The sequence below is a fragment of the Sphingomonas panacis genome (genome assembly GCF_001717955.1).
Lineage (GTDB): Bacteria > Pseudomonadota > Alphaproteobacteria > Sphingomonadales > Sphingomonadaceae > Sphingomonas > Sphingomonas panacis.
In genome coordinates this window covers 4,726,958-4,743,111 of record NZ_CP014168.1, presented here as the reverse complement: position 1 = coordinate 4,743,111, position 16,154 = coordinate 4,726,958, and the positions used below count along the sequence as shown (strand labels likewise).

The following is a 16,154-nucleotide window of genomic DNA, read 5'->3' as shown; positions in this document are numbered from 1 at the left end:
GGGGATACACATGCAACTCGCGATCGACGCCGGCAACACCAACGTCGTCTTTGCCCTGCTCGATGAAGGCAAGATCCGCGCGCGCTGGCGCATCGCCACCGATGCGCGCCGCACCGCCGATGAATATGCGGTTTGGCTCAGCCAGTTGCTCGCGCTGGAAGGCTATGACCGCAAGGCGGTGACCGGCGTCATCATCGCGACGGTGGTGCCGCGCGCGCTCCACAACCTCCAGACGTTGTCGCGCAAATATTTCAACTTCGAACCGCTCATCGCGGGGCAGGGCAAGGCCGAATGGGGCATCGCGCTGGATGTCGAGGAACCGCAGTCGGTCGGCGCCGATCGCGCGGTCAACGTCATCGCCGGCCATGCGCTCCACGGCGGCGATCTCATCCTTATCGATTTCGGCACCGCCACCACCTTCGACGTCGCCGATTACAACGGCGCGTATAAGGGCGGCATCATCGCTCCGGGCATCAACCTGTCGCTCGACGCGCTCGTCACCGCCGCCGCCAAGCTGCCGCGCATCGCGATCGAGGCACCAGCATCGGCCAGCGTGATCGGCCGCGACACGGTCAGCCAGATGCACATCGGCATCTATTGGGGCTATATCGCGATGATCGAAGGGCTGGTCGCGCGCATGAAGGTCGAGATCGGCCGCCCCGTAAAAGTGATCGCGACCGGCGGTCTCGCCACCCTGTTCGAACAGAATACCAGTGTTTTCGACGCGATCGAGCCCGATCTCACCATTCAGGGGCTGGCGATGCTGTGGGATCGCGCCCATATGACACAGTGAAGCATGTCGGCCTCACGCCGATAGCGCGCTATGTCATTCTGACTCTCGTCAGACTCCATCGCCCACAGGCTGCTGCCCAGCGCCCGGTGCGACGGAATGCCGATTCCCGGCGGTGACCCCGAAATTCCCCGGCCAAAAGCCGTAACGCCCCGGCCACGTGCCGTTATTTGAAAGAACAGAAACTTAGTGACTACCCCAAAGAACGAACTGCTTTTCGTCGCGCTCGGCGGATCTGGTGAAATCGGCATGAACGTCAATTTGTACGGATGCCAGGGCAAATGGCTGATGGTCGATTGCGGCATCACCTTTGCCGATCCCAATTATCCCGGCATCGAGCTGATCCTGCCCGATCTCCAGTTCATCGAGGAACGGCTGGATGATCTCGTTGGCATCGTGCTCACGCACGGGCATGAGGATCATATCGGCGCCTTGCCCTATCTCGCCGAAGATCTCGGCGTGCCGATCTACGCGACCGCCTTCACGGCGGGGCTGATCCGCGGCAAGTTGGAAGAGGAAGGCAACGTCAAGCGCGTCGCGCTCAATGTCGTCGATCCGTCCAAGACGCTCCAGCTCGGGCCGTTCGGAATCGATTTCGTACCGCTGTCGCACTCGATTCCCGAGATGAACGCGCTGTCGATCGCAACGCCCTATGGCCGCGTGTTCCACACCGGTGACTGGAAGCTCGATACCGCGCCGGTGATCGGCAAGCCAGCCGCGCCCGAGGCGCTCGCCGCGATCGGCGACAAAGGCGTGCTCGCGCTGGTGTGCGATTCGACCAATGTGTTCAACACCGAACCCTCGGGGTCCGAGGCGGATGTACGTGTCGGCCTTACCGAGGTGATCGACAAGGCGCGCGGACGCGTGCTGGTGACGACCTTCGCATCGAATGCGGCACGGCTGCACACGCTCGGTCAGGTCGCCAAGGAAACCGGCCGCGCCTTGTGCGTTGCCGGCCGCTCGCTCGACCGCATCATCAAGGTCGCCAAGGCGACCGGTTATCTCCGGGATCTGCCGGCGACGATCGATCCCGAAGCGGCGATGCGGCTACCGCGCGACAAGGTGATGATCGTCGCCACCGGCGGGCAGGGCGAGGATCGCGCTGCGCTGTCGCGAGTCGCATTCGGCAGCCACCCGATCAAGCTCGATGCCGGCGATACCGTCGTGTTCTCGTCGAAGCAGATTCCGGGCAACGAGGTCGCGATCGGCCGCATCCAGAACCAGCTCGCCGCCAAGGGCATCGTGATGGTTACGGATCGGCAGGCGCACGTCCATGTTTCCGGGCACCCGGGTCGGCCCGAACTGGCGCAGATGTACGGCTGGCTTCGCCCCAAGATCCTGATGCCGGTCCACGGCGAGATGCGACACCTGATGGAGCAGGCGCGGTTCGGTCTGACGCAGGGCGTGCCGCAGACGTTGGTGCAGACCAACGGCGAGATCGTCCGGCTTGCGCCGGGCGCGCCCGAGAAGATCGGCCACGCGCCAATAGGGCGGCTGGTGCTCGACGGTGACGTTATCCTGCCCGGCGACGGCGGGACGATCAATGAGCGGCGTAAGCTCGCCGTCAACGGCCAGATGTCGGTCGCGGTGGCGATCGGCGGTCGCGGGCTGATCGGCCGGCCGCAGGTGCGCTACAACGGCATCCCGGTCGAGGAGGATCGTGCGCCGTTCATCGAGGAAACCGTCGACGCGGTGATCGCCGCGACCAAACAGCCGCCCAAGGATCGCGAGAAGCTGCGCGAGGCGATCCGCCTCGCCGCACGCCGCGTCGCGACGCGCTGGACCGGCAAGAAGCCGATCGTCGACGTGCTGCTGATCGAGGCGTAATCATCCGCCTGACGTTCGTTCCGAGCGGAGTCGGGGGACCGCCCACAGCGTTGGCGCCTCGACTTCGCTCGATACGAACGGTCAGGAGCAGATAGGGACTAGGCTATGCGATGGACGTCGGCGCTCGCGATCTGGTTTTTGTTCTGCTCTCTGTCAGTGTTCTTCGTGCTGCCCTTCGGCGTCCGCACCGCTGAAGAAGCGGGGATCGAGCGTGTGCCCGGTCAGGCCGAAAGCGCTCCGCATGATTTCCGTCCGGGCCGCACGGCGCTGCGCGTGCTGATCGTCGGATCGCTCCTGTGGGCGCTGTTCATGCTCAATTATCACTACGACTGGGTCACGCCGCAGATGATCGACGTGCTCGACACGTGGAACGACTCGGCTACGTCGTAGCCCCGCTCGCCGCCAGCACGAGCGGGGAGAGGAGGTCCGGCGCAATCGGCCTCCCTCCCACGTAAACAACGCCCTCGCGCTTACGCCTGCTCGTCGGCTGGCTTGCTCTGCAACTGGATGTAATTCTCCAGCCCCATGCGCGCGATCATGTCGAACTGGCGTTCCAGCGTATCGACATGGTCTTCCTCGCTGGCGAGGATCTTCTTGAACAGGTCGCGGCTGATGAAGTCGTGGACCGTCTCGCAATGCGCGATCGCCTCACGCAGCACCGGCAAAGCATCCATTTCGAGCGCGAGGTCGGCTTTGAGGACTTCCTCGACGGTCTCGCCAATGCGCAGGCGGCCGAGCAACTGGAAGTTGGGAAGCCCGTCCAGGAACAGGATTCGCTCCGACACCCAGTCGGCGTGCTTCATCTCGTCGATCGACTCGTGGCGCTCGAAATCGGCGAGGCGACCGACGCCCCAATGATCGAGCATGCGGTAGTGGAGCCAATATTGGTTGATCGCGGTGAGTTCGTTCTTGAGCACCTCGTTCAGGTACTCGATAACCTTGTCGTCGCCGCGCATGTGTCGCTCCCAATCGTAAAGAGCGCTGTTTAGGCGACCGCGCGCTCCTCGTCGATGATGGAGCGTGTATAGGCGGCGCATTTCCCGCATTTCGGCGGACGGCCAAGCGCCTGGTGAACCTGACACGGCGTGGCACAGCCCTGACGCGCCGCCGTGCGAACGTCATTTTCCCGAATCGCATTACAGATACACACGACCATTCGACGCATCCTCCGCTACCGAGCAAGTAGCGATAATGCGACTGCATCGCAAGTCTATTGCGGCGCGGTCGCAATAGGAATCATGCGCGCCAGCGGTTCGCCAGACGGGTCAGCATCGCGGTCGGCAGGCCGAGCAGCAGGATATGCAGCAGCATCTGCACGAATGCTTCGCGCAGCGTCAGGTTGAGGAACGCCGGCGGCCAGTCGCGCGGCGAGGCGATCACGGTGCGCAGCACCCACGCGAGGATACCAAACAGCACGCCGGCGATGCGCCAGTGCCGAACCAGTGCGGGCATGCGGATCGCCACGATCACGTACAGATCGACGATCACGCCGATCAGCACGAAATGCACCAGCAGCCCGAGCAGCGGCCCGATGACCGGCGCGCGCCAGGCGGCATCGCCGATCACGCTGCTCGCGGTGCTGGTCAGCATCGCCAGCGGACTCCCGCCAGACCAGATCGCCCCGGCGAACCCCGCCAGCAGCAGCAGCGTTCCTGAAACCGCCGTCGCCAGCACCAGCCCGCGCCACGTGCCCGATCGGGTATAGGGTGTCGTCATGCCGCGACCTCGATCGTTAGCGCGCGGCAAGGATATGCGCGCGCCTCGCCCCGGTAAACGCCCGGCCGGAGTGTTGGGGCCGCGATTCGCCCGAACATCAGGCGATCACATCCCCCATTAGCGCCGGGAAGAAGCCTTCGTGCGCGGTGCGCAGATCGGCGAGCGTCACGACATGATCGTTGTCGGGCAGTTCGAAGATGATCCGATCGGCGATCGTCCGTCCGATTCGCTCGATTTCGACTCCGGCGGCATAACCGCGCTTCAATGTCTCCATCAGCAGATGGTCGGCGACGGTCGCGACGTACAGCCCCTGATCCTCGCCGAACAAGGCGCAGGCGACACCGCAGGGCAGCGGCGCATTGAGCATCGCGCCATAGCCGCCAGCCAGCGCCATCTCGGCGACCGTCACCGCCACGCCGCCGTCGGAGACGTCATGCACCGCGGTCAACGCGCCGGCGCGGATCGCGTCGCGCACGAACGTGCCGGCAGCGCGCTCGGCATCGAGATCGACTGGCGGCGGGCTGCCGTCCTCGCGGCCATGAAGCTCGCGCAGCCACAACGACTGGCCGAGATGGCCCGAGCGGCTGCCGATCAGCACGATCACGTCGCCTGTACCCTTGAAGCCGATCGTCGCCGATTTCGACCAGTCCTTGAGCAGCCCGATCCCGCCGATCGCCGGCGTCGGCAAAATCGCCGAGCCGCCGCCGGTCGCCTTCGATTCGTTGTAGAGCGAGACGTTGCCGCTCACGATCGGGAAGTCGAGCGCGCGGCAGGCATCGCTCATGCCGTCGAGGCAACCGGTGATCTGCGCCATGATCTCGGGGCGCTGCGGATTGGCGAAGTTGAGGCAGTTCGTCACCGCCAGCGGCAGCGCGCCGACCGCCGAGAGGTTGCGATAGCATTCCGCGATCGCCTGCTTGCCGCCCTCATAGGGGTCGGCATAGCAATACCGCGGCGTGCAGTCGGTGCTGATCGCGATGCCCTTCTGCGTGCCGTGGACTCGCACCACCGCCGCATCGCCGCCGGGGCGCTGCACGGTGTCGCCGCCGACCTGCGTGTCGTATTGCTCCCAGATCCACCGCCGCGAGGCGATGTCGGGCGAGGCCATCAGCTTGAGCAGATCGCCGCAAATGTCGGTGGTGGTCGGCATGTCGTCGAGCGGCTTCACGCCGGCCCATGCCTTATAGTCCTCGCGGCTCACCGAAGGGCGGTCGTACAGCGGCGCCTCGTCGGCGAGCGGCGCGAGCGGAATGTCGCACACCGTCTCGTCGTTGAAGGTCAGCACCATCCGCCCGGTATCGGTCACCGTGCCGATCACCGCGAAATCCAGTTCCCACTTGCGGAAGATCGCCTCGGCAAAATCCTCGCGGCCGGGCTTGAGCACCATGAGCATGCGCTCCTGGCTTTCGCTCAGCATCATCTCATAGGGTGTCATGCCGGTTTCGCGCTGCGGCACCGCGTTCATGTTGAGTTCGATGCCAACCCCGCCCTTGCTCGCCATCTCGACCGAGGAAGAGGTGAGGCCCGCCGCGCCCATGTCCTGAATCGCGACGATCGCGTCCGAAGCCATCAGTTCGAGGCACGCCTCGATCAGCAATTTCTCGGTGAAGGGATCGCCGACCTGGACGGTCGGGCGCTTGGCATCCGAATCCTCGCCGAAATCGGCCGAGGCCATCGTCGCGCCGTGGATGCCGTCGCGCCCGGTCTTCGATCCGACATAGACGATCGAATTGCCGATGCCGCTCGCCGCCGAATAGAAGATCTTGTCGGTATCGGCGATGCCGACCGTCATCGCGTTGACGAGGATGTTGCCGTCATACGCCTTGTGGAAATTGACCTCGCCGCCGACCGTCGGCACGCCGACGCAATTGCCGTAGCCGCCGATACCGTGGACCACGCCCGCGATCAGGTGGCGCGTCTTGGGGTGATCGGGCGAGCCGAAGCGCAGCGCGTTGAGATTCGCGATCGGCCGCGCGCCCATCGTGAACACGTCCCGCAGAATGCCGCCGACGCCGGTCGCGGCGCCCTGATAGGGTTCGATGTACGACGGGTGGTTGTGCGACTCCATCTTGAAGATCGCCGCCTGGCCATCGCCGATATCGACCACGCCGGCATTCTCGCCGGGGCCGCAGATCACCTGCGGGCCGGTGGTCGGCAGCTTCTTGAGGTGGATTCGGCTCGATTTGTAGCTGCAATGCTCCGACCACATCACCGAGAAGATGCCGAGTTCGGTGAGGTTGGGCTCGCGGCCGAGCGCCTTCAGGACGCGGGCATATTCGTCTTCGGACAGCCCGTGCTGGGCGACGATCTCGGGGGTGATCTGGCTCATGGCGTGCGCCATAGCGAGGCGCGGCGGGTTCGTCACCATCATCGCGCAATCCCGTTCGTCACGCGCGCGATATCCGCAGATGGAGGGAGGGGCGCTTAACCCCGCCGGCCGGCACTCACCGCGGCGTCGCTCGCGAGTTTGTCGGCGCGTTCGTTCTCGGGGTGGCCGGCGTGTCCCTTCACCCATTGCCACTCGATCCGGTGCGGCTTGGCGACGGCGAGCATTTCCTGCCACAGATCGGCATTCTTGACCGGCTTCTTGTCGGCGGTCTTCCAGCCGTTCTTCTGCCAGCCTTTGATCCACTTGGTCAGCCCGTCCATCACGTAGCGGCTGTCGGTCGCCAGCACGACGTTGCATGGCCGGGTCAGCGCCTTCAGCCCCTCGATGGCCGCGGTCATTTCCATGCGGTTGTTGGTGGTGAGCGTTTCGCCGCCGGAAAGCTCCTTTTCGGAGGTGCCCATGCGCAGCACCACGCCCCAGCCGCCGGGACCGGGATTGCCCTTGCACGCGCCGTCGGTGAAGATTTCAACCTTGTCGAGTTCGCTCATTGTACGTGTGTCACCAGCGAGGAGTTATAATGTGCGAGCCGGCGCAGATAGGCGAGCGGGTCTTTGCGGGTAACGAGCGCGTCGGCCGGCGTGTTGAGCCAGTCCCACGCGCGCGATAAAGCAAAGCGGATGCACGCGCCGCTCGCCAGCGTGTCGAACGCGGCGCGCTCGAACGGCTGGAGCGGAAAGTGGCTTTCATAGCCGCGAATCAGCGCGTCGCCGATCGCGGCGTGATAGGTCTCGCCGGTCGCATCGAAGCTCCAGGCGGTGTGCATGATCGCGAGATCGTAGAGGCGCAGGTCCGTGCTGGCGAAATAGAAGTCGATCAGTCCCGACACCGTGTCGCCGAGCATCAGCACATTGTCCGGGAACAGATCGGCATGAATCGCGATCCGGTCGAACCCCGCATCGGGCCAGCCCGCCGTCACCACGTCGAGCGCATGGCCGAGATCGTCGTACAGGCCGGGCGCGATCTGATCGAGGCTGCGCCCGCACCGCTCGAACAGCGGGCGCCAGCTCGCCACGCCCATCGAATTGTCGCGCATGCCCGTGAAGTCGCGCACCGCCGCGTGCATCTCGGCCATCGCCCGACCCGCCGCTTCGGCCTGCGTCGGCGTAGGATGTGAGACCGACACGCCCGACAGGAATTTGATGAGGCACGCCGGACGCCCCTCAAGCGCCTGAATCGCAACTCCGCTGCGATCCTTGATCGCCGGCGGCACATTCAGACCCTTGGCGGCGAGATGTTCGAGCAACGCCATGAAGAACGGGAGGTCGTCCGCCGCGACTCGCTTTTCGTAAAGCGTCAGGATGAAGCGGTCGGCGGTGGTGTCGACAAGGTAGTTGGTGTTCTCCACCCCCTCGGCAATGCCCTTGGCCGAGATCAGCTCGCCGCACTCATAGCGCGACAGGAAAGCGGCCAGCGCTTCGGCTGACACCTGGGTATAGACGGCCATGGGAAACTACCGGTGCTTGCAGCAAGCCGTTCCCCCGCGCACGCGGGGGGCCAGAGCCGCGAACGCGACGCTGCTTGGCTCTGGGTTCCCGCTTTCGCGGGAGAACGGCATTGAAAAAACCATTATGCGGCGGCTTCGAGGCCGCGCGGCAGCTTGAAGGCGATCGTCTCGCGCGTCGTCTCGACCTCGCGCTCGACGATGTCGTAGCGCTCGGCGAGCTTGGCGACGAGATCGCGCACCAGCACCTCGGGCGCCGATGCGCCGGCGCTGATGCCGAGCGTCTTCACCCCGTCGAGGAAGGAGAAATCGAGTTCCTCCGCGCTGGGGATCAACTGCGCCGGCGTACCCTGGCGCCGTGACACCTCGACCAGCCGCACCGAATTGGACGAATTATATGCGCCGATCACCAGCATCGCGTCGCAATCCTGCGCGATCGCCTTCACCGCTTCCTGCCGGTTCGACGTGGCGTAGCAAATGTCCTCGCCGCGCGGCCCCTGGATGGTCGGAAATTTCGCCTTCAGCGCCGCGACGATCTCCGCCGTGTCATCGACCGAAAGCGTGGTCTGGGTGAGGAAGGCGAGATTGTCGGGATCGGCCGGCTCGAACGCCGCCACGTCCGCGCAGGTTTCGAGCAGCGACATCGCGCCCGGCGGAACCTGGCCGAGCGTGCCGATCACCTCGGGGTGGCCGGCATGGCCGATGAAGACGATATGGCGGCCGCTGGCGACATGCCGCTCGGCCTGACGATGGACCTTCGACACCAAAGGGCAGGTCGCATCGAGCCACGACAGTCCGCGCACGGTCGCCTCGGCGGGCACCGATTTGGGCACGCCATGCGCGGAGAACACCACCGGCGCCTGATCGGGAACCTCGTCCAGCTCCTCGACGAATACCGCGCCCTTCGCCTTCAACGCGTCCACGACATGCTTGTTGTGGACGATCTCGTGGCGGACGTAGACCGGTGCGCCGTGTTTCTCGATCGCGAGTTCGACGATCTGGATGGCACGATCGACACCCGCGCAGAAGCCGCGCGGAGCGGCGATCACGAGTTCGAGCCGGGGTTTGCTGGAGATGCTCATTACCGGAACCCTCTACGCGATTGCTTGCACGGGCGGAAGCCGCTTCCTATGGTGCCATGCCATTGGGGCCGGGCGATCACAAGCTGCGGCCCCTTCCTTCGTGACTAAGGTGCGTATGTTCCTGACAGGCCGCAAATTCGCCGCTCCCGCTCTCCTGACGCTGCTGGTCGGAGGGCTCGGCGGGTGCTCCACGGTCGGCGATTTCGATGAGACCGGCGGCATCTCCGCGATCCGATCGGCGTGTCCGACGGTCGCCGTGCCGGCCGCGACGGGCGACATCACGCTCTTCAACCCGCCGCAGAGCCGTGATGCGAAGGCGATCGATGTCGTGGCTTCGCTCACCAACGTCCGTTCGACCTGTAACGACCAGACCGAGAACATCGCCACCAACGTCACATTCGACGTGCGCGCCCGCCGTGCCAGTGCCGAGGGTGCGCGCGACGTGACGCTGCCGTTCTTCGTCGCGGTGATGCAGGGCGGCACCGCCGTCGTCGCCAAGCGCATCGGCCATGTCACGTTGCACTTCGACGCGGGCAGCCTGCGCGCGAGCACGAGCGGAACCGGCGGCGCCAGCGTCGATCGCTCGGCGGCGACCTTGCCCAAGGACGTCCGCGCCAAGCTGACCGAGAAGCGCAAGGCCGGCGATCAGGATGCCGCCACCGACCCGCTGACCCGCCCCGACATCCGTCAGGCGGTCGCCCGCGCCACCTTCGAGGCGCTGGTCGGCTTCCAGCTCACCGACGATCAGCTCAAGTACAACGCGACTCGCTGAGGCGAGGGGCCGAAGGGGGCGAGGTAAGGCGAGGGGACTGTACCCCCCTTACCAATCCGCTCGTCCCGAGCGAAGTCGAGGGACGTGCCTCACGCGCTACGCTGTGTCTCGACGTCCTTCGACACGAACGGCTCGGGTCGCTGACACGCGGCTATTTCACACACGCTACACCGACTCCGATTGACACCGTTGCTGCACCGCGTCACACCGAGCCCGTCGATGCCGGGCAACCGGCATGGGCAGGCACGGGAGAGTGCGGGGAGACCCGCCGCCGAAGGAGCAACCGCCCCGGAATCTCTCAGGCAAAGTGGACCGTGCCGGCCGAATCGACGCTCTGGAAAGCGGCTGCGCACGTCTTGCGCGGCCCACCGAAGGGGTAAATCATCCGGTCGTTCGGATGGTGAAAGCTCTCAGGTTCCGTGACAGAGGGGGCGGTGAACCGTGGCGGGCATGCGTGCGCGCCGTGTTCGCCGTCAGACCTATGCATGGAGACCGGTATGAGCGAAGCAGATTTGATCGACGATACCGGCGAAGAACCCGCCATCCTCTCGCTGCCGCTCGACGCGTGGCACCGCGCGCGCGGTGGCCGCATGGTCGAGTTCGCCGGCTATCATATGCCCGTCCAGTATGAAGGCGTGATGCCCGAGCATCTGTGGGTGCGCGACTCGGCGGGGCTGTTCGACGTCAGCCACATGGGCCAGCTTTTGTTCCGCACCGAGGATGGCGCCGATCTCGACGGCGCGCTCGAAAGCGTCCTGCCGGGCGACATCGCCGGGTTGAAGCCCGGCCGCCAGCGCTACTCGCTGCTGCTCGCCGAGGACGGCGGGATCCTCGACGATCTGATGGTCACGCGGCTGCCCGACGAAAACCCGTTCGACGTGCAGGGCCTGTACATGGTCGTCAACGGCGCGACCAAGTTCGATGATATCGCCTATTTCCTCGATAAACTGCCCGAGGACGTGCTCATCAACCACATGGAAGATCAGGCGCTGCTCGCGCTCCAAGGGCCGAAGGCGGTCGATGCGCTCGCGCGGCTGGTGCCGGGCGTGCGCGATCTGGTTTTCATGACCGCCGCGCCGTTCGAATGGGACGGCAAGCCGCTGTGGATCGGCCGTTCGGGCTATACCGGCGAGGACGGTTTCGAGATTTCGATCGACGGCGAATATGTCGAGGCGCTCGCCGACGCGCTGTGCGCTCAGCCCGAGGTCAAGCCGATCGGCCTCGGCGCGCGCGATTCGCTGCGGCTGGAGGCGGGTTTGCCGCTCTACGGCCATGATCTCGACGAGACGATCACGCCGGTGGTCGCCGATCTTGGCTTCGCGCTGTCTAAGCGCCGCCGCGAGGAAGCCAGTTTCCCCGGCGCGACCCGCATCCTCGCCGAGCGCGAGGGCGGCCCTGCGGTCAAGCGCGTCGGCTTGCGCGTCGAAGGTCGCCAGCCGGTGCGCGAAGGCGCCGCCGTGCTCGACGCGGCTGGCGGCGAAGTCGGCCGCGTGACCTCGGGCGGGTTCGCGCCCAGCCTCAATGCGCCGATCGCGATGGCCTATGTGCCCGCCGCGCTCGCCGCAACCGGCACCCGAATCCAGCTTTCGCAGCGCGGCAAGGTCCATCACGCGACCGTCACCGCGATGCCGTTCGTTCCCCACCGCTACGTCCGCTAACAGGAGGCCCGTGCCATGAGCCGCTATTTCACCGAAGATCATGAGTGGGTCGATGTCGAGGGCGATACCGGCACGGTCGGCATCTCCGAATTCGCGCAAGGACAACTCGGCGACATCGTGTTCGTCGATGTGCCCGAGGCCGGCAAGGCGCTGACCAAGGGCGGCGACGCCGCCGTGGTCGAGAGCGTCAAGGCCGCGTCCGACGTGTACGCGCCGGTGTCCGGCACCGTGACCGAAGGCAATCCCGCGCTCGCCGACAATCCGGCGCTCGTCAACGAGGATGCCGAAGGGCAGGGCTGGTTCTTCAAGCTGACGCTGAGCGACCCTTCCGAACTGTCCAGCCTGATGGATGAAACGGCTTACGCGGCGTTCGTCGCGAAGCAGTAACCGCGCCGAAAGATAAGCCCCTCCCTGCAAGGGAGGGGTTGGGGTGGGTCGGCCAGTAGGCTGGCGTGACCGTCCCTCGCAGGCCAACCCACCCCCGACCCCTCCCTTGCAGGGAGGGGGGAGATTGCCAGAATGCGCTACCTGCCGTTAACCGACCCCGATCGCCAGGCGATGCTCAGCGTCGTCGGCGCGTCCTCGATCGATGACCTGTTCGTCGACGTGCCCGAGGCCGCGCGCCTGTCGGGGCCGATCGCCGGCCTGCCGATGCACGCCAGCGAAATGGCGGTCGAACGCCACATGAGCGCGCTCGCCGCGCGCAACACGGTGGCGGGGCAGGTGCCGTTCTTCCTCGGCTGCGGCGCGTACCGGCATCACGTGCCGGCGAGCGTCGATCACATCATCCAGCGCGGCGAATTCCTAACCGCCTATACGCCGTACCAGCCCGAGATCGCGCAGGGCACGTTGCAGGTGATGTTCGAGTTCCAGACTCAGGTCGCGCGGCTGCTCGGCACCGATGTCGCCAACGCCTCTATGTACGACGGCTCGACCGCGTGCTGGGAAGCGATCGGCATGGCGCGGCGCATCACCAAGCGCGCCAAGGCGATCCTCTCGCCGGGCCTTCACCGGCATTACGTCTCGGTCGCGAAGACGATGGCGAAATACACCGGCGACGCACTCGATACCGCGGCGCCGACGCTCGATGACGATTTCGGCATCGACTCGCTGATCGCCAAGATCGACGGCGAGACATCGTGCGTGGTCGTTCAATATCCCGACATTCTCGGCCGTATCGCCGATCTCTCGGCGCTCGCCGAGGCGTGCCACGCCAACAAGGCGCTGCTCGTCGCGGTCGTCACCGAGCCGGTCGCCTTGGGCGCGATCCGCTCGCCCGGCGAGATGGACGCGGATATCGTCGTCGGCGAGGGCCAGTCGCTCGGCGTCGGGCTCCAGTTCGGCGGGCCGTATGTCGGCCTGTTCGGCTGCAAGGACAAATATGTCCGCCAGATGCCCGGCCGCCTATGCGGCGAGACCGTCGATGCCGAGGGCAAGCGCGGCTTCGTGCTGACGCTCTCCACCCGCGAGCAGCACATCCGCCGCGAAAAGGCGACGTCGAACATCTGCACCTCCTCGGTGCTGTGCGCGCTGGCGATGTCGGCGCACATGACGTTGCTGGGCGAAGCCGGGCTGCGGCGGCTCGCCGATCTCAACCATCTCGGTGCCGCTTCGGCGGCCGACCGGCTCGCCGAAGTGCCCGGCGTCGAACTGGTCAACACCAGCTTCTTCAATGAGTTCACGTTGAAGTTAGCCAAGGAAGCGCGGCCCGTCGTGCGCGCGCTCGCCGATCGCGGCATTCTTGCCGGCGTGTCGCTCGGGCGGCTCTATCCGGGCGAGGGGGCGCTGGCGAACGGCCTCGTCGTCGCCGTCACCGAAACCACCACCGAAGACGATGTCGAAGCGCTGGCCCAGGCGCTCGCGGAGGAACTGGCATGAGCATCAATCCCGCCGGCTGGCGCCCCGAGCGTCCTGAGACCGCCGCCAACGCAGCGCCCGCCACCGTCACCGGCAACCGCGCGCTGATGCTCGAAGAGCCGCTGATCTTCGAGGTCGGCTCGACGCTCACCACCGGCGTCGATCTCGCCGAGCCGCCCGCCGGCAAGCCGCGCCTCGGCACTCTCGAACGCACCACCGCGATTGGCCTGCCCGGCCTGTCCGAGCCGGAGGCGATGCGGCATTACACCCGCCTCAGCCGGCAGAATTACGCGATCGACCTCGGGCTGTTCCCGCTCGGTTCGTGTACGATGAAGCACAATCCGCGCCTCAACGAGAAGATCGCACGGCTGCCCGGCTTCGCCGACGTTCACCCGCTCCAGCCGGTCGACACCGTGCAGGGCGCGCTTGGCGTCATCCAGGAACTCGCGGTGTGGCTCATCACGCTCACCGGCATGCACGGCGTCGCGATGAGCCCCAAGGCGGGCGCGCACGGCGAGCTTTGTGGCATCCTCGCGATCAAGGCCGCGCTGGAAGCGAAGGGCGAGGGGCACCGCAAGGTCATCCTCGTTCCCGAAAGCGCGCACGGCACCAACCCGGCGACCGCCGCGTTCGCCGGCTACACGGTCGAGAACATCCCCGCCACCGACGCAGGCCGAGTCGACAGCGCCGCGCTGATCGCCCGGCTCGGCCCGGATGTTGCTGCGGTGATGATCACCAACCCCAACACCTGCGGCCTGTTCGAACGCGACATGAAGACGATCTCGGACGCGGTCCACGCGGTCGGTGCCTTCGTCTATTGCGACGGCGCCAACTTCAACGCGATCGTCGGCAAGGTTCGCCCCGGCGATCTCGGCATCGACGCGATGCACATCAACCTGCACAAGACCTTCTCGACCCCGCACGGCGGCGGCGGCCCCGGCTCGGGGCCGGTGGTGCTGTCCGAAGCATTGTCGCCGTTCGGCCCGCTGCCGTTCGTCGCCAAGCACGCCGACGGCCATTTCGCGCTGGTCGAGGAAGAGACCGCTGGTGACGATCACCCGCAGAGTTTCGGCCGGATGGTCGCGTTCCACGGCCAGATGGGCATGTTCACGCGCGCGCTCACCTACATCCTCAGCCACGGCGCGGATGGCCTGAAGCAAGTCGCCGAGGATGCCGTGCTCAACGCCAATTACATCCTGCGCAGCCTGGAGGGCACACTGTCCGCGCCCTTCGCGGCATCGGGGCCGTGCATGCACGAGGCTTTGTTCTCGGACGATGGCTTCCCCGAAGGCTTCTCGACGCTCGACGTGGCCAAGGGGCTGATCGACGAGGGCTTCCACCCGATGACGGTCTATTTCCCGCTCGTCGTCCACGGCGCGATGCTGGTCGAACCGACCGAAACCGAGAGCAAGGCCGGTATCGACCAGTTCGTCGCCGCGCTGCGCTCGGTGGCCGAACGCGCGAAGACGGGCGACATCAGCCTCAAGACCGCACCCCATTTCGCGCCCCGCAGCCGCCTTGACGAGACGCAGGCGGCGCGCAAGCCGGTGCTGGTGTGGAAGGACGCGGCGCTCGCGCAAGCGGCGGAATAGCCGCACCCGACGCTCGCCATCCACTCCCGTTCATGCTGAGCGAAGTCGAAGCAAATGCTTTCGCTTCGCTCAGTGCGAACCGATGGAAGTCGAATCGCGAGTTGGGGCTTTAGAGCCCGCTCAACCGGCTGAACCGCTCGCGCGTGGTCTGCGCCGCGCGCCGCGCCTCGGCGACAGCCGCCTCTTCGGTCGCGAACAGCAGATGGTCGAGCACCGCCGCGATATGCGCGCGCATCGCCGCGCGCGCCTGCGCGGGATCGCGCGAGCGGAGCGCCTCGGCGATCACGCGATGCTCCTCGACGACCGGCTTCACCTTGGCGGCGCGCGCCTTGGCGAGCAGCAGCGCGATATCGGGGGAGCTCGCGCGCAGATGCCACATCTGCTCGACGGTGTTGATCATCGCCGCGTTGCGCGTTGCCCGCGCGATCACCTGGTGGAACTCGCGGTCGGTTTCGTCGGCGTCGTCGGGATTGGCGTTCATCCGGTTGAGCTGGTCGATCCGCTCGACCAATTCGTCGAGCAGGTCGAGTTCGGTATCGGTGATCTGCACCGCCGCCAGCGCCGCCGCCTCGCCCTCGATCGCGATCCGCGCCTCCATCAGTTCGAAGCCGGTGACATGGAAGCCGGGGGTCTCCGCCGTGCCGGGAATGCGGCGTACATAGGCGCCCGCGCCGATCCGAACCTCGACGAAGCCCTGCACCTCGAGCGCGATGATCGCCTCACGCACGGTCGGGCGGCTGACGCCATGTTCGATTGCGAGGTCGCGTTCTGCCGGCAGCCGGTCGCCGATCGCATAGCGACCCGACGCCAGATCCTCGAACAATTTGCGCGCGAGCTGCTGGTACAGCCGGTCGCGACCCTCGCCCGAACCTTCGACCTGTGTTTCGCTTCCGGCCTTCATTCCCCACTCCGCTGCGGCGGCCGCCCGCACCCCTTGCGATTTGGCGCGCCACCGGCGCTTCCTGCCATATCCGAACCGGTTCTGTCTCGGGGGTTCTTTCCAATCGCGCGATCAGGCGCCGCGATCGGA

16 protein-coding genes and 2 riboswitches are annotated in these 16,154 nt (G+C 66.1%); of the genes, 8 read left to right on the top strand and 8 right to left on the bottom strand.

The genetic code is table 11. The features are described from left to right. Positions 1-10: 10 nt before the first annotated feature. From J0A91_RS21985 to J0A91_RS21975, 3 genes are all read left to right on the top strand, one after another. Positions 11-793 (top strand): type III pantothenate kinase, encoded by a 783-nt coding sequence (locus J0A91_RS21985; RefSeq protein ID WP_069206684.1) that lies wholly within the window; start codon positions 11-13, stop codon positions 791-793. Between the two features lie 246 nt (positions 794-1,039). After that, positions 1,040-2,617, top strand: a complete 1,578-nt coding sequence (locus J0A91_RS21980) for a ribonuclease J (RefSeq protein ID WP_069207573.1) — start codon at positions 1,040-1,042, stop codon at positions 2,615-2,617. Between the two features lie 105 nt (positions 2,618-2,722). Beyond that, entirely contained in the window at positions 2,723-3,007 is a 285-nt protein-coding gene (locus J0A91_RS21975; RefSeq protein ID WP_069206683.1) for a DUF1467 family protein, read from the top strand. Between the two features lie 80 nt (positions 3,008-3,087). Here J0A91_RS21975 and bfr read toward each other — a convergent pair whose 3' ends face one another. The 7 genes from bfr to ispH form a co-directional block, all read right to left on the bottom strand. Further along, positions 3,088-3,573: a bacterioferritin gene (gene bfr, locus J0A91_RS21970; RefSeq protein ID WP_069206682.1), complete on the bottom strand. Its 486-nt coding sequence runs from the start codon at positions 3,571-3,573 to the stop codon at positions 3,088-3,090. A gap of 29 nt (positions 3,574-3,602) precedes the next feature. Continuing rightward, a complete protein-coding gene (locus J0A91_RS21965; RefSeq protein ID WP_083224860.1) occupies positions 3,603-3,773 on the bottom strand; it encodes a (2Fe-2S)-binding protein in 171 nt (56 codons plus the stop codon). Positions 3,774-3,853: 80 nt separating this feature from the next. Then, entirely contained in the window at positions 3,854-4,333 is a 480-nt protein-coding gene (locus tag J0A91_RS21960; RefSeq protein WP_069206681.1) for a hypothetical protein, read from the bottom strand. A 97-nt stretch (positions 4,334-4,430) separates the two neighbouring features. Beyond that, the gene (gene purL, locus J0A91_RS21955; protein WP_069207572.1) at positions 4,431-6,662 is read right to left on the bottom strand and encodes a phosphoribosylformylglycinamidine synthase subunit PurL; all 2,232 of its coding nucleotides are present in this window, start codon (positions 6,660-6,662) and stop codon (positions 4,431-4,433) included. A 95-nt stretch (positions 6,663-6,757) separates the two neighbouring features. Continuing rightward, positions 6,758-7,210: a ribonuclease HI gene (gene rnhA, locus J0A91_RS21950; protein ID WP_069206680.1), complete on the bottom strand. Its 453-nt coding sequence runs from the start codon at positions 7,208-7,210 to the stop codon at positions 6,758-6,760. Then, entirely contained in the window at positions 7,207-8,166 is a 960-nt protein-coding gene (gene thrB, locus J0A91_RS21945) for a homoserine kinase (protein ID WP_069206679.1), read from the bottom strand. Before thrB ends, rnhA begins: the two co-directional genes overlap by 4 nt. Positions 8,167-8,288: 122 nt before the next feature. Beyond that, positions 8,289-9,245 (bottom strand): 4-hydroxy-3-methylbut-2-enyl diphosphate reductase, encoded by a 957-nt coding sequence (gene ispH, locus J0A91_RS21940; protein ID WP_069206678.1) that lies wholly within the window; start codon positions 9,243-9,245, stop codon positions 8,289-8,291. A gap of 115 nt (positions 9,246-9,360) precedes the next feature. Between ispH and J0A91_RS21935 the strand changes: the two genes are divergently transcribed. The 5 genes from J0A91_RS21935 to gcvPB all read left to right on the top strand — a co-directional run bounded on the left by J0A91_RS21935 (position 9,361) and on the right by gcvPB (position 15,124). Then, positions 9,361-10,017: a hypothetical protein gene (locus tag J0A91_RS21935; RefSeq protein WP_069206677.1), complete on the top strand. Its 657-nt coding sequence runs from the start codon at positions 9,361-9,363 to the stop codon at positions 10,015-10,017. A 236-nt stretch (positions 10,018-10,253) separates the two neighbouring features. Continuing rightward, positions 10,254-10,342, top strand: a riboswitch (glycine riboswitch). Beyond that, positions 10,343-10,453, top strand: a riboswitch (glycine riboswitch). It begins immediately after the preceding riboswitch. A gap of 61 nt (positions 10,454-10,514) precedes the next feature. Further along, positions 10,515-11,675, top strand: a complete 1,161-nt coding sequence (gcvT, locus tag J0A91_RS21930) for a glycine cleavage system aminomethyltransferase GcvT (RefSeq protein ID WP_069207571.1) — start codon at positions 10,515-10,517, stop codon at positions 11,673-11,675. A 15-nt stretch (positions 11,676-11,690) separates the two neighbouring features. Continuing rightward, positions 11,691-12,062: a glycine cleavage system protein GcvH gene (gene gcvH / locus J0A91_RS21925; protein WP_069206676.1), complete on the top strand. Its 372-nt coding sequence runs from the start codon at positions 11,691-11,693 to the stop codon at positions 12,060-12,062. 132 nt (positions 12,063-12,194) lie between these two features. Next, complete coding sequence (gene gcvPA / locus J0A91_RS21920; protein WP_069206675.1) at positions 12,195-13,553, top strand: aminomethyl-transferring glycine dehydrogenase subunit GcvPA; 1,359 nt, start codon at positions 12,195-12,197, stop codon at positions 13,551-13,553. After that, on the top strand, positions 13,550-15,124 hold the full coding sequence (gene gcvPB / locus J0A91_RS21915) for an aminomethyl-transferring glycine dehydrogenase subunit GcvPB (RefSeq protein WP_069206674.1): 1,575 nt from the start codon (positions 13,550-13,552) through the stop codon (positions 15,122-15,124). The genes gcvPA and gcvPB overlap by 4 nt, the downstream gene beginning before the upstream one ends. Before the next feature lie 109 nt (positions 15,125-15,233). Here the strand turns inward: gcvPB and J0A91_RS21910 are convergent, their stop codons facing one another. After that, a complete protein-coding gene (locus tag J0A91_RS21910; RefSeq protein WP_069207570.1) occupies positions 15,234-16,025 on the bottom strand; it encodes a FadR/GntR family transcriptional regulator in 792 nt (263 codons plus the stop codon). Between the last annotated feature and the right edge of the window lie 129 nt (positions 16,026-16,154).

Coding starts and splice junctions, on each gene's coding strand:
- J0A91_RS21985 (WP_069206684.1), top strand. CDS start 11: ATGCAACTCGCGATCGACGCCGGCAACACCAACGTCGTCTTTGCCCTG.
- J0A91_RS21980 (WP_069207573.1), top strand. CDS start 1,040: ATGAACGTCAATTTGTACGGATGCCAGGGCAAATGGCTGATGGTCGAT.
- J0A91_RS21975 (WP_069206683.1), top strand. CDS start 2,723: ATGCGATGGACGTCGGCGCTCGCGATCTGGTTTTTGTTCTGCTCTCTG.
- bfr (WP_069206682.1), bottom strand. CDS start 3,573: ATGCGCGGCGACGACAAGGTTATCGAGTACCTGAACGAGGTGCTCAAG.
- J0A91_RS21965 (WP_083224860.1), bottom strand. CDS start 3,773: ATGGTCGTGTGTATCTGTAATGCGATTCGGGAAAATGACGTTCGCACG.
- J0A91_RS21960 (WP_069206681.1), bottom strand. CDS start 4,333: ATGACGACACCCTATACCCGATCGGGCACGTGGCGCGGGCTGGTGCTG.
- purL (WP_069207572.1), bottom strand. CDS start 6,662: ATGAGCCAGATCACCCCCGAGATCGTCGCCCAGCACGGGCTGTCCGAA.
- rnhA (WP_069206680.1), bottom strand. CDS start 7,210: ATGAGCGAACTCGACAAGGTTGAAATCTTCACCGACGGCGCGTGCAAG.
- thrB (WP_069206679.1), bottom strand. CDS start 8,166: ATGGCCGTCTATACCCAGGTGTCAGCCGAAGCGCTGGCCGCTTTCCTG.
- ispH (WP_069206678.1), bottom strand. CDS start 9,245: ATGAGCATCTCCAGCAAACCCCGGCTCGAACTCGTGATCGCCGCTCCG.
- J0A91_RS21935 (WP_069206677.1), top strand. CDS start 9,361: ATGTTCCTGACAGGCCGCAAATTCGCCGCTCCCGCTCTCCTGACGCTG.
- gcvT (WP_069207571.1), top strand. CDS start 10,515: ATGAGCGAAGCAGATTTGATCGACGATACCGGCGAAGAACCCGCCATC.
- gcvH (WP_069206676.1), top strand. CDS start 11,691: ATGAGCCGCTATTTCACCGAAGATCATGAGTGGGTCGATGTCGAGGGC.
- gcvPA (WP_069206675.1), top strand. CDS start 12,195: ATGCGCTACCTGCCGTTAACCGACCCCGATCGCCAGGCGATGCTCAGC.
- gcvPB (WP_069206674.1), top strand. CDS start 13,550: ATGAGCATCAATCCCGCCGGCTGGCGCCCCGAGCGTCCTGAGACCGCC.
- J0A91_RS21910 (WP_069207570.1), bottom strand. CDS start 16,025: ATGAAGGCCGGAAGCGAAACACAGGTCGAAGGTTCGGGCGAGGGTCGC.